11 protein-coding genes are annotated in these 13,073 nt (G+C 59.1%); 3 read left to right on the plus strand and 8 right to left on the minus strand.

Annotated features, from left to right (window positions below; translation table 11 throughout):
* Positions 1-36 precede the first annotated feature (36 nt).
* From Q8K08_RS18135 to Q8K08_RS18145, 3 genes are all read right to left on the minus strand, one after another.
* Positions 37-975: a DMT family transporter gene (locus Q8K08_RS18135; protein ID WP_304799730.1), complete on the minus strand. Its 939-nt coding sequence runs from the start codon at positions 973-975 to the stop codon at positions 37-39.
* Positions 972-2,039 (minus strand): hypothetical protein, encoded by a 1,068-nt coding sequence (locus Q8K08_RS18140; RefSeq protein ID WP_305251079.1) that lies wholly within the window; start codon positions 2,037-2,039, stop codon positions 972-974. The genes Q8K08_RS18135 and Q8K08_RS18140 overlap by 4 nt, the downstream gene beginning before the upstream one ends.
* Positions 2,040-2,108: 69 nt before the next feature.
* Complete coding sequence (locus Q8K08_RS18145) at positions 2,109-2,411, minus strand: hypothetical protein (RefSeq protein WP_304799726.1); 303 nt, start codon at positions 2,409-2,411, stop codon at positions 2,109-2,111.
* Positions 2,412-2,612: 201 nt separating this feature from the next.
* Here Q8K08_RS18145 and xth point away from each other — a divergent pair, with 201 nt between their 5' ends.
* Positions 2,613-3,392 (plus strand): exodeoxyribonuclease III, encoded by a 780-nt coding sequence (gene xth, locus Q8K08_RS18150; protein WP_304799722.1) that lies wholly within the window; start codon positions 2,613-2,615, stop codon positions 3,390-3,392.
* Here the strand turns inward: xth and rarD are convergent.
* The 5 genes from rarD to Q8K08_RS18175 form a co-directional block, all read right to left on the minus strand.
* The gene (gene rarD, locus Q8K08_RS18155) at positions 3,359-4,306 is read right to left on the minus strand and encodes an EamA family transporter RarD (RefSeq protein WP_305251081.1); all 948 of its coding nucleotides are present in this window, start codon (positions 4,304-4,306) and stop codon (positions 3,359-3,361) included. The genes xth and rarD overlap by 34 nt on opposite strands.
* 71 nt (positions 4,307-4,377) lie before the next feature.
* Entirely contained in the window at positions 4,378-4,794 is a 417-nt protein-coding gene (locus Q8K08_RS18160; RefSeq protein WP_304799717.1) for a cupin domain-containing protein, read from the minus strand.
* Between the two features lie 93 nt (positions 4,795-4,887).
* Positions 4,888-6,165, minus strand: a complete 1,278-nt coding sequence (gene eno, locus Q8K08_RS18165) for a phosphopyruvate hydratase (RefSeq protein ID WP_305251083.1) — start codon at positions 6,163-6,165, stop codon at positions 4,888-4,890.
* A gap of 73 nt (positions 6,166-6,238) precedes the next feature.
* A complete protein-coding gene (locus Q8K08_RS18170) occupies positions 6,239-7,114 on the minus strand; it encodes a DMT family transporter (protein WP_304804836.1) in 876 nt (291 codons plus the stop codon).
* Entirely contained in the window at positions 7,111-7,530 is a 420-nt protein-coding gene (locus tag Q8K08_RS18175) for a Fur family transcriptional regulator (RefSeq protein WP_304804834.1), read from the minus strand. Before Q8K08_RS18175 ends, Q8K08_RS18170 begins: the two co-directional genes overlap by 4 nt.
* Positions 7,531-8,280: 750 nt before the next feature.
* Here Q8K08_RS18175 and Q8K08_RS18180 point away from each other — a divergent pair.
* Entirely contained in the window at positions 8,281-11,970 is a 3,690-nt protein-coding gene (locus Q8K08_RS18180; protein ID WP_305251086.1) for a vitamin B12-dependent ribonucleotide reductase, read from the plus strand.
* Positions 11,971-11,972: 2 nt separating this feature from the next.
* Entirely contained in the window at positions 11,973-12,920 is a 948-nt protein-coding gene (locus Q8K08_RS18185) for a hypothetical protein (protein ID WP_305251087.1), read from the plus strand.
* Positions 12,921-13,073 lie beyond the last annotated feature (153 nt).

Genomic DNA, 13,073 nt, shown 5'->3' on the forward strand with positions numbered 1-13,073 from the left:
GCATATGAAAAGGCCGCCCGAAGGCGGCCTTTTTTATTATTCGGCTGGCACAGTCCCCGGCGACCGTGATTGCGACGTACGAGCCAACTTGTCCACCCGCGCCTGTTCCAGCAGCGCAATGCCCCCGGCAGACATCACCAGCAGCGCACCCAGAATCGTTGTCGCTGCAGGCACTTCGCCAAAAAACACAAAGCCCACACCCACCATCCAGACGAACTGAATATTCATCAAAGGCAAAGCGACCGGAGCGCGCAGGCGCTGCATCACCATCACCATTGTCCAGCGGGCAAGGAACAACAGCCCTGAATAAAGGCAGATCCGCGCCACATCGGCCATGCCCAGCGGCTGCCAGATCGCAGGCAACATCAGCGCAGCAACACCAGCAAGCGCCAGATTGGGGTAGAACACCTGCACCAGAGTGTTCACCTCACGCCGCGCCATCAGCCGGGACAGCACCAGCGACACGGTTCCCGCCAAAGCCCCGGCGAAACCGGCAAAATGCCCCATGCTCAGGCCTGACAGGCCGTTGGGGAACAACATCAAAACACCAAGCAACCCCAGCCCAAGCCCGGCCCAAGCCCCCAGATCAACGCTTTCCCCCAGCAAATGCCGCGACATCAGCGCCGACATCAGCGGCATCAGCCCGACGAACAGGAAAATCTCGGCCAGTGGGATCATCGCGATGGCATAGAAAAAGCCCAGCGATGCCACCACCGTCGCCACCGACCGCCACAAAAGCAGCCCCGGCACTGTGGTTTTCAGACAGCTTGTGGTGAACAGCCCGATGCGAGATCCGGCCCGCGCCGCCAGCAAGCTAAGTCCGGCCATGATCAGACCAGACAGGAAAAACACCTGTGGCGCTTCCAGCCGGGCCGACAGATCCTTGACCGTGCCATCCGCCAAAGTCGCGGCAAGGGTAGAGGCGACAAGGAACCCAACCCCAAGAACCAGCGGTGTACGCAACGCGGTCTTCATTGTTTATCCCCATCCCCCTGCCCTGCTCGGGAGAACCCGGCAAAGAAACCTTCAAATTCAGGCATCGTCTCGACGCTCAAAAGGCAATCGCGCGCCGGTTCGGACAGTTTTGCCCAAAGCCGCCACCGCATCCGCGGCCAATCCGGTTGGCGCGCATCGCCCATATCCAGTAAAGCCAGCGACATTTCGTGCAAAGCGGCCCCTTGGCGCAGTGGCTGGCGGATGATCCGCGCATTCCCCGGCACACCGCCGCCAAAAGCATCGCCGCCCGACAAGGCAAACGCCCAGTTGAGCACAAGATACTGGTGATAATCGTCGTCAAACGGTCCAGCCGCATGGCCCGGCTCAAACTCCACCCTATCCGCAGCCCGTGCGACGGCGTTCGCCCATACCTCTGGTACATCCTCGCCCGACAGCCGAAGGGCCAAGGTCACCTCGGCCAAAAGATCAAGATTGCCTTCCAGCCAGGCGACAAGCCCGGCATGGATCAGGCTGATCCTGCGCTGCGGATCGCGCGCCAACGGCTTGCGGCCATAATCCGAAGCATGAAACACAATATGCGTCAGGTCATAGGCCGCCCGACGGTTCGGCAGACAAAACGCGGTAGAATTCGCCGCAAAACGCACAAGACGCGCCTCTAGCGCCGGATCTTCGACCAACACCCCGGCACGACGGAGCAGCAGCTGCGCCTCACCACGATGGGTATCGGAAAGCTCAACCGCCGTAAGATCCCGCGCCTGCACAAAGGCCGCCATCTCCTCAACCGGAGAATCGGCCATGCCCAAAGCCCGAAGATCGACCGCCAGCGACAGATACATGCGGTAGTACTGCGGGAAGAACCGAAGCTCTTGCATCAACGTTCCGGCGCGCAGACGAAGCGGCTCCAGATCCACCTCTGCACCGGCGCCAAGGGCCGCCAGAATTTGCAGAAGCTCGGCGTTTTCCTTCAGCCAGAACGCATCATGACGCCCACGGCGCCGGCTGGCGAACATGTCAATCAGGCCAGGAATGGCCGGTTGAAAGGCATCAGCCTCTTGACGCCGAAGGGATACGACATTGGTCATAGATACGCCCTAACTTGTTCAGGGGAGCGCGGGGCCATGGCAGGGACCATGCACTCCCCCAAGCGTGGATCAGATGTCAGCGACGCTAGTCATCAGGCAGGTTTGCGCGCCCGACAGCTTGCCAGCCAGATCAAGTGCAGCTTGCTCATGTGCAACGCTGGTCATTGCGGAAGAGGCAACCGAAGTCATCATGGACGATGCCACCGATGTCATCATGGACGATGCCACAGAGGTCATCATGGACGACGCCACCGATGTCATCATGGACGATGCCACAGAGGTCATCATCGAGGCGGCTTCGCCCGAAAACATTTCGGCGGAGCGTCCGGCGTCTTCAACAATGTCCAGGCGCAGTGCGGTGTTCGAGATCATTTTGTCCCTCCAGGTTGCTTGTGATCCATCGCCTCACGCTAACGATAAAATACCGATTCGATACATAAATTTCACGCTTAGGTTGTGTTATCCACAGATTTTTCTCCCTGTGGATATCTCTGGCTGCTCCGCCGCTGACAAGACTTGCGCTAGCTGGATCATTGTCCGATAGCTGTGGCCGCAACAGGAAAGGCCGGCGCCATGCGGATCGCAACCTTCAATATCAATGGAATCAAGGCAAGGATTGACGCCCTGCCCCGCTGGCTGACGGCGGCAAAGCCCGATGTTGTCTGCCTTCAGGAAATCAAATCCGTTGACGAAGGCTTCCCGCGCGAGATTTTCGAAGACATGGGCTACCGCGTCGAAACCCACGGCCAGAAAAGCTTCAATGGCGTCGCCATCCTGTCACGCCTGCCGCTCGAGGATGTCACGCGCGGCCTTCCGGGGGATGAGACCGACGAACAGGCCCGCTGGATCGAGGCCACGGTAATGTCAGCCCAACCCGTCCGGGTCTGCGGTCTGTATCTGCCCAACGGCAACCCGGCACCGGGGCCAAAGTATGACTACAAGCTGGCGTGGATGGCTCGGATGGAGGCGCGGATGCGTGACCTGCTTGCGCAAGAGGAAGCTTTCCTCTGCGCGGGCGATTATAACGTGATCCCGCAAGCACAAGACGCCGCCCGCCCCGAGGCCTGGGTAACTGACGCGCTGTATCTGCCCCAGTCGCGGCAAGCTTATCAGCGGATGCTGAACCTTGGCATGCTCGACGCGTTCCGCGCCCGCGAACAGGGGCCGGGACACTACAGCTTCTGGGATTATCAGGCCAATTCATGGGAGCGGAACAACGGCATCCGCATCGACCACCTTTTGCTGTCGCCGCAGGCCGCCGACCGGCTGACTGGCGCAGGCATCGACCGCGAGGTGCGCGCAGGCGACAAGCCGTCAGATCACGTCCCGGTCTGGATCACGCTGGACGACTGACGCGCGGCCTCACGCGCCTGGCCCCGTGCCCGCAACATTGACACGGTATAGATTACCAACGCCGCCCAGATCATCGGGAAAGCAATCAGCCTGACCGCGCCGAATGGCTCGCCAAACACAAAGACCGCGATCAGGAAAATCATCGTCGGCGCGATATATTGCATCATGGCAATCGTCGACAACCGCAGCCGCTTGGCCCCGTTGGCATAGATCATCAACGGAATGGCAGTCACCAACCCAGTGCCGATCAACAGCAGATCATCGCGCCCCACGCCTTGCAGAAAATGACCCTGCCCCTGCCATTGCACCCAGACCAGATAGCCAAGAGCAAACGGCGCCAGCAGCATCACTTCCAGTGTAAAGCCCTGATTTGGGCCAATCGGCAGCGATTTCTTCAGATAGGCATAGGCCCCCCAAGAGACCGTCAGCCCAAGCGCCACCAGCGGCAAACGCCCGGCCTCAACCGTCAACAGCACCACCGCCGCCGCAGCCAGCCCGATCGCCGCCCATTGCGCCCAGGTCAGCCGTTCCTTGAGCAAGACCCGCCCCAACAACACACTGAACAACGGGTTGATATAGTAGCCAAGCGCCGCCTCCAGCGCATAGCCCGCCCCGATGGCCCAGACATAGATCCCCCAGTTGACCGAGATCAGCGTCGCCGTCGCCGCCCCCATCATCAAGGTGCGCGGCGTGCGAAAGGCCTGGCGCAAATCCTGCGTCCGGCCCAGCCAGACAATCACCGCCAGCGCAATCGGCAACGACCACAGCACCCGATGCGCGATCACCTCGACCGGGGGCACATGCGACAGCACCTTCATGTACAGCGGCAAAAACCCCCACATTACATAAGCGGTCAGGGCGTAGAAAAAGCCAGACAGGCTGTCTTCGTTCTTGAGAAGGGATGCGTCACTCATAGCGCCCGCATAGCGCGTTGGCCCTGCAGTCACCAATGCCAATTTGTGACGGGAACAATCATGGGGCGCGATCAGCGCGGCAGATCAAACCCCGGCGCCGCCAGCACAAAGCCCGCAAAATCAAAACCGGGGCTGACGGTGCAAGACACCAGACTATACTGCCCGGTCGAGCGCGCCGCCTGCCAATGGCCCAAAGGCACCACGATCTGTGGCGATTGCCCGGCCAGAACCTCTGGCCCCAGCACATGATCCACCGCTCGTTCCGCGCCCACCGACAGCACCACCGGCGCGCCCGCATGCCAAAGCCAGATCTCATCGGCATCCACATGATGCCAGTGGCTGCGCTCGCCTTCTTTCAACAAAAACAGAATCGCGGTGCCAGTCGCGCGCCCGTCAACCAGCGGCCCGGCCCAGGTCTGGCGATACCAGCCGCCTTCGGGATGCGGGGCAAGGTTCAGATGCGCAATGATCCGGTCAGCTTCTGTCATCCTGACTCTGCCCCATTCATCTTGGCAAAAACACCCCCACGCGGAGCGCGACCGACATAAGCCGGACACGCCACCGCCGGAAGCTTGCGCGCCTTACGCCTTAAGGATCGACCGTCCGGCATATTCCGCCGTCTCGCCCAGCATTTCCTCAATCCGGATCAGCTGGTTATACTTCGCCAACCGGTCCGAGCGTGACAGCGACCCGGTTTTGATCTGGCCACAGTTGGTGGCAACCGACAGGTCGGCAATCGTGCTGTCCTCAGTCTCACCCGAGCGGTGGCTCATCACATTGGTATAGCGCGCGCGATGCGCCATATCGACCGCTTGCAGCGTCTCGGTCAGGGTGCCGATCTGGTTGACCTTTACCAGCATGGAGTTGGCAACGCCCTTTCTGATGCCCTCGGCCAGACGGCGCGGATTGGTCACGAACAGATCGTCGCCCACCAGCTGGATCTTGTCACCGATGGTGTCAGTCAACAGCTTCCAGCCGTCCCAGTCATCTTCAGAGCACCCATCCTCAATGCTGATGATCGGGTAGTCACGGGCCAGCCCGGCAAGAAATTCGACATTTTCCGCGATGCTCAGCGATTTGCCTTCGCCCTTCATCTCATACTTGCCGCCCTTGAAATACTCGGTCGCAGCGCAATCGAGCGCAAGATACATGTCGACACCCGGCTTGAACCCAGCTTTTTCGATGGATTTCAGAATGAAATCAAGCGCGTCACGGGCAGAGCTCAGGTTAGGTGCGAAGCCGCCTTCGTCACCGACATTGGTGTTATGGCCTGCCTGTTGCAGCTCTTTTTTCAGGGTGTGGAACACTTCCGACCCCATGCGAATGGCGTCGCGGATATTGTCCGCGCCAACCGGCATGATCATGAATTCCTGAATATCAATCGGGTTATCAGCATGTTCGCCGCCATTGATGATGTTCATCATCGGAACCGGCAGCACGCGGGCCGAGGTGCCGCCGATGTAGCGAAACAGCGGCTGCGCGGTGAATTCGGCGGCGGCTTTGGCAACGGCAAGGCTCACCCCCAGAATGGCGTTTGCACCTAAACGGGATTTGTTCGGCGTGCCGTCCATTTCGATCATGGTGCGGTCAATGCCGACCTGTTCGGTCGCGTCATAGCCCACCAGTTCTTCGGCCAACTCGCCGTTGACGGCGGCGACCGCTTCCAGAACGCCCTTGCCCTTGTAACGGTTCTTGTCGCCGTCGCGCTTCTCGTTGGCTTCATGTGCGCCGGTGGATGCGCCCGATGGCACGGCGGCCCGGCCCATAGCGCCGCTTTCCAGCGTCACGTCCACTTCAACAGTGGGGTTGCCGCGACTGTCCAGAATTTCGCGGGCGTGAATGTCGATGATCGTGCTCATGGGGGCTCCGTTATGCGGATGATGCTCTCGCCCCGTCTTTACCTTGGGTCGGCCTTTATGGAAAGGGCGCGCGTCACCGACGTTTGATCCGGGCCTCGCGGGCAAAGGTATACAGGCCCGACCCGATGACAAGGGCGGCGCCGGTCAGCATCCAAGCATCGGGACGTTCGCCCAGAAAAATCATCGCCAGAATCATCGCAAACACCAGCCGGGTATAACGGAACGGCGCGACAACAGACACGTCACCCAAGCGCATCGCGGCAGTCACGGCATAATAGCCAAACAGCCCGGTGATCAGCGCGCCCGTCAGGTCAAACCACTGCGACGGGTCCACCGCTTGCGCGCTTTGCCCCTGCACCGCCATCAGCAGCCACCCGGCAGGCACCAGCGACAGATAGGCCCAAGTGGTCAACTGAAACGTGCCGATGCTTTCGGCCATCACCCGCGTGGACAGATCGCGCACCGCAAGAATGGCCACGCAGGCCACCGTCAAAAGCCCGGCAATCCGAAAACCATCCGTGCCCGGTTGCAAAATGATCAGCACGCCCAGAAAGCCAACAGCAATCGCGCTCCAGCGTCGCCAGCCCACCGTTTCGCCAAGAAAAAGGGCGGCCCCCATGGTCACCACCAAAGGTGACGCTTGCAGCAAGGCTGAATTGACGGTCAGCGGGATCAGCGCAAGCGCCGTGATATATAGCATCGTCGCCCCGGCCTCGGACAGGGTGCGCAGGGCCGCTGCCCCTGTCAACGCACGGCGCGTCAGAATCGGCTGGCCCAAGTGCGCGGCAATCAGCCAGAACACCACCGCGCCCCCGGCCCCCATCATCGCAATCACCTGCCCCGGTGGCAGGGCGATGGCGGCACGCTTCAAAAACAGGTCTTCAAAGGCAAAAGCCGCCATGCTGGCCACCATCAGGCCCGCTGCGCGCGGGTTATCGGCGCTGCTCACGTCTTTTGCGGCTTGGTCAGCGGTACACCCAAAAGTTCCAGCCGATGCCCGATCAGCCGATAGCCCAACCGCGCGGCGATGCGTTCTTGCAGTTCTTCGATGTCGGGGTCGACAAATTCGATCACCACACCCGAGTTTACATCGATCAGATGGTCGTGGTGATCTCGCTCGGCATCTTCATAGCGCGCACGCCCGTCACCAAACTCCAGCTTTTCCAGTATCCCCGCTTCCTCAAACAGCTTCACCGTGCGGTAAACTGTAGCGAGCGAGATTCGCGGGTCTAGCCGAGCGGCGCGGGCATACAGTTCTTCTACATCAGGATGATCTTCCGCCTCGCCCACAACGCGGGCGACAATGCGGCGCTGGTCAGTCATTCGGAGGCCCTTGGCCTCGCAACGGGCGATGATGTCGGTCATTGGTGTGTTTCGCAGGCAAGGAACACAACCGCTTTAGCGAAGTGGCGCCAACCACGCCACCCCTTTGGTCTGCGGCGCCAATCAGGTGCGGCACGCTGCGTCGCCGGGCAAAGCAGGCAGTCCCACTATATGTTGGGGTGACCCAGGGCCACTTGCGCTGTCTGTAGGAGAAACCACGGCGCAGACGATTCTTTCCGGGGCGTTCATATTGCACGCGTGTCACAGTGGCATGACCAAACCAACGCCCGGTGTCTTGCAGCGGGAATCACTTTACCGACGCTTCAGCCAGTCATCCCCAAGCCCAACCAAATTCAGACCAAAACTTAACGCCTTGGCGCAAACCTGCGGGAATACTTGGGAAATGCAGGTTCGGCGCCGAATGGTCCCCGCTTTGTCCAGAGACTTATCCGCAAACCTGTCCACATGCCCGATCCACCGTCGCGGTGAACCCGTTGAAACAGACAACGTTGGTCAAGCATTTTTTTGTCTGAAACGTCTAAAAAAGAGATTGCTCAGACCGCGCCATTACGACAGTTTGACAACCGAACCCAGCGACACACTAAATGTAGTGGCCGACGGGAGGGGACAGAAACACTTCGAGCAGGACATCGCTACACGGCGAAACCGTCTTTTCTGCGATCCGCAGACAAGGGCTGAAGTCTTTTGTCCGTCTCCCGTTGGTGGGTGATTTTGCGGATCAACAGGCTGCGACCGGGAAAACCGGGGCCATACAGTGAGGACGGGGCAGAGATGAAAATCGAGCGCAAGTTTACGACCGAAGCGACAGGTGCCTACGGCGCGATGGGGTTCACCAAAACGGTGTCTGAAATCCGCAATCCCGATGGCAAGATCGTCTTTCGCAACGATGCAGTCGAAGTGCCCGAGGGCTGGAGCCAGGTCGCATCCGACGTGCTTGCGCAGAAGTATTTCCGCAAGGCTGGCGTCCCTGCCCGGCTGAAACGCGTCAAGGAAAAAGGCGTGCCCGAATTCCTGTGGCGGTCCGTTCCCGACGACGCCGCTCTTGCCGATGTGCCCGCAGATCAGCGCAACGTGGGCGAAACCAGCGCCAAGCAAGTGTTCGACCGTCTGGCCGGAGCTTGGACCTATTGGGGCTGGAAGGGTGGCTATTTCACCACCGAAGCCGACGCCCGCGCCTATTACGACGAAATGCGCTTCATGCTGGCCCGCCAGATGGCCGCGCCGAACAGCCCGCAATGGTTCAACACCGGCCTGCATTGGGCTTACGGCATCGACGGCCCGTCGCAGGGGCATTTCTATGTCGATCACCAGACCGGCAAGCTGACCAAATCAACCAGCGCCTATGAACACCCCCAACCGCATGCCTGCTTTATCCAGTCGGTCAAGGATGATCTGGTGGGCGATGGTGGCATTATGGACCTGTGGGTGCGTGAGGCGCGTCTGTTCAAATATGGCTCGGGCACTGGCACCAACTTCTCGTCCCTGCGTGGTGAAGGCGAAAAGCTGTCGGGTGGCGGCAAATCATCGGGCCTGATGGGGTTCCTAAAGATCGGGGACCGCGCGGCGGGTGCCATCAAATCGGGCGGCACCACACGGCGCGCGGCCAAGATGGTGATCTGCGACATGGATCACCCCGACGTTGAAGCCTTTGTAAACTGGAAGGTGATCGAGGAGCAAAAGGTTGCCTCGCTCGTCGCCGGTTCCAAGCTGCATGAAGTGCGGTTGAACGAAATTTTCACCGCGATTCGTACTTGGGATGGCTCGGCCGAAGACTCGGTTGATCCGGCCAAGAACGCAGCGCTGAAGGCGGCGATCAAAACGGCTAAAAAGTCGATGATCCCGGACACTTACACCAACCGGATTCTACAATACGCAAAGCAGGGCTACACATCCATTGAATTCCCCACCTATGACGTGGATTGGGATTCCGAGGCCTATATCACCGTGTCGGGCCAGAATTCGAACAACTCGGTCCGTGTCACCGATGCCTTCTTGCAGGCGGTAAAGGATGATGCCGACTGGGCGCTGATCCGCCGCACCGACGGCAAGGTCGCCAAAACCATCAAGGCGCGCGATCTGTGGGATCAGGTCGGCCACGCCGCATGGGCCTGTGCCGACCCCGGCATCCAGTTCCACGACACCGTCAACGCCTGGCACACCTGCCCCGAAGACGGCGCGATCCGCGGGTCTAACCCGTGCTCGGAATACATGTTCCTTGACGATACCGCCTGCAACCTTGCGTCGATGAACCTGCTTACGTTCTTTGCAAACGGCAAGTTTGACTCCGAGGCTTATATCCACGCCTCGCGTCTGTGGACGGTCACGCTGGAAATCTCGGTGATGATGGCGCAGTTCCCGTCGCCAGAGATTGCGCAGCGGTCCTATGACTTCCGCACTCTGGGTCTGGGCTATGCCAACATCGGTGGCTTGCTGATGAACATGGGCCTTGGCTATGACAGCAAGGAAGGCCGCGCGCTGTGTGGCGCGCTGACAGCACTGATGACCGGCGTGGCCTATGCCACCTCTGCCGAGATGGCGGCCGAATTGGGCGCGTTCCCCGGATATGCCCGCAACCGTGAGCATATGCTTCGGGTGATCCGCAACCACCGCGCCGCTGCAAATGCGACGGGCGTGTATGAGGCGGTAAACGTTGACCCGGTCACCCTTGACCACATCAACTGCCCTGACCAAACCCTTGTGTCGCTTGCAAAATCCGCTTGGGATGAAGCCTTGGCACTGGGTGAGGCGCATGGTTTCCGCAACGCGCAAACCACTGTGATTGCCCCCACCGGCACCATCGGTCTGGTGATGGATTGCGACACCACCGGCATCGAGCCTGACTTTGCGCTGGTGAAGTTCAAGAAACTGGCGGGGGGTGGCTATTTCAAGATCATCAACCAGTCGGTTCCGGCAGGCCTTGAAGCGCTTGGCTACCCCGGCCACCAGATCGCCGAAATCGTCGCCTATGCCGTCGGCCACGGCTCTATCGCGCAGGCACCGAGCATCAACCACACGTCCCTGCTGGGTCATGGCTTTGGCCCGCGTGAGATTGAAAAGATCGAAGGTGCCCTGCCCTCGGCCTTTGATATCCGCTTTGTCTTCAACCAGTGGACCCTTGGCACCGATTTCTGCGCGGGCACGCTGGGCATTCCGGCTGAAAAGCTGGCCGATCCAAGTTTTGATTTGCTGCGTCACCTTGGTTTCACCAAAGCCCAGATCGAGGCCTGCAACGACCACGTTTGCGGCACGATGACACTGGAAGGCGCGCCGTTCCTGAAAGAGCACCACTATTCGGTGTTCGATTGCGCCAATGCCTGTGGCAAGAAAGGCAAGCGTTATCTGTCGGTTGACAGCCATATCTACATGATGGCCGCTGCTCAGTCGTTCATTTCGGGCGCGATTTCCAAAACGATCAACATGCCGAACTCGGCATCCATCGAGGAAACGCTGGCAGCCTATGAGCTGTCGCATTCCCTCGGCATCAAGGCCAATGCGCTGTATCGTGACGGGTCGAAACTGTCGCAACCGCTGGCGAGCGCCCTGATCGAGGATGACGAGGAAGCCGAAGAAATCCTTGCCACCGGATCCTTGCAGGAAAAGGCGATGGTGATTGCCGAGAAGATTGTCGAAAAGGTGATCGTCAAGGAAATCGTCCGCAGCCATCGCGAAAAACTGCCTGAACGGCGTAAGGGCTATACGCAAAAAGCCATCGTCGGCGGTCACAAGGTTTATTTGCGCACCGGCGAATATCAAGACGGGCAGCTGGGCGAAATCTTCATCGACATGCACAAGGAAGGCGCTGGCTTCCGCGCGATGATGAACAACTTTGCCATCGCGGTGTCGGTCGGCCTGCAATACGGCGTGCCGCTGGAAGAGTTTGTGGAGGCCTTTACCTTCACCCGCTTTGAACCCGCAGGCATGGTGCAGGGCAACGACAGCATCAAGAATGCAACGTCGATCCTTGATTACATCTTCCGCGAGTTGGCGATTTCCTACCTCGACCGCACAGACCTTGCCCATGTCAAACCTACCGGCGCGTCGTTTGACGACCTTGGCCGCGGCGATGATGAGGGCAAGCCAAACGTGGCCCCGGTGAATGACGCCGCTGCCACGCGCGGTTTGGAAGTGCTGCGCCAGATTTCCTCGACCGGATATCTGCGCAAACGTCTGCCGCAGGAATTGGTGGTGCTGCAAGGTGGGATGGGTGCAACCGCGCTTGCCAATGGCACCGACCCGGTGTCGGTGCTCAACACACTGGTTCCTCAGGCGCGGATGGCCAGCTTTTCCGAAACCACCTCAACCTATGCCATCGGAACAGCCACCAGCATGGACGCCCGCACCAAGGCGAAAATGCAAGGCTACGAGGGCGATCCCTGCGGCGAGTGCGGCAACTACACGCTGGTCCGTAACGGCACCTGCATGAAGTGCAACACCTGCGGCGGCACGAGCGGGTGTTCATGAGGATGGCAAGCACGATCAAACCAGCAATTACCAAGCTGCCAACAAGACGTAAGATTGCTGATCCTGCTCAGTCCGAGTTTGCGTTGCAAGTTGAACGCGTGGTTGAGCAGGACGGAATAGGGATGGGAGTGCTGAGCGATGGCACTCCATTTTTGACGCAGCGCGCCATTGGCGATTTGTGTGGGCTTAGAAATAAGTATATTGGAATAATTTCTGCCGAGTGGGCTGCTGAAAACCCGCCGAAAGAAGTGCGGCGAATTAGGGAAATGCTATTTGAGCAAGGCGTGAACGTTCCCGTCTTGCCACATGTGGAAGTTTGGGAAGGTGCGAAACGATATCTCGCTTATCCTGACCGCGTTTGTACGGTGATGCTTGAGTACTTTGCCTTTGAGGCAGATCGGCGAGGTGCCGAAATTGCTCTGCAAAACTACAGGAAACTTTTGCGGAACGGACTCAAAGAGTATATTTATCGCGCAACTGGATATACGGCGCCACAAGAGGACGACGTCTGGCGGATATTCAAAGATCGCGTCAGTTTGACGTATGACGCCGTTCCAGATGGCTACTTTGGGGTATTTAAAGAACTTGCAAGTCTTATTGTGACCCTTGGGTTGGCAGGATTGCACATCGATGAGAACTTCGTTCCGGATATCAGTGTCGGTCAAGCTTGGTCTAAACATTGGTCTGATAAAGAACTGATGTCTCAGTTTGGCAGCCGTGCTTCTTACGCGCACAATTATCCTAGCTATTTCCGCCAATCTGCGAGCAATCCTCAAATTGCAAATTGCTATCCTGACGCTGCGCTTGGGGAGTTCAGGCGCTGGTTCAGGCAAGATTACATTGGTGAAGGACGTTTCAAAAAGTATCTTTCCCGAAAGGTTAGCGAGAAGCTTCTTCCCGATGGCTACGTCGAGCGTGCCATGTTGGCACTTACAAAAGAACGTCCGTGACCGATGTATTTACTAGGCTCCAGACCCATTGATTTCAGGTTGTTGGCGTGATTCAGGCTCCGCAAGGAGACCGATCCATGAGCAACCTCTACTGGCTGACTGACGAGCAGATGGCTCGGCTTAAACCCTTTTTCCCCAAGAGCCACGGGGTGC

This window comes from Pseudotabrizicola sp. (genome assembly GCF_030684215.1).
Taxonomy (GTDB): Bacteria; Pseudomonadota; Alphaproteobacteria; order Rhodobacterales; family Rhodobacteraceae; genus Pseudotabrizicola.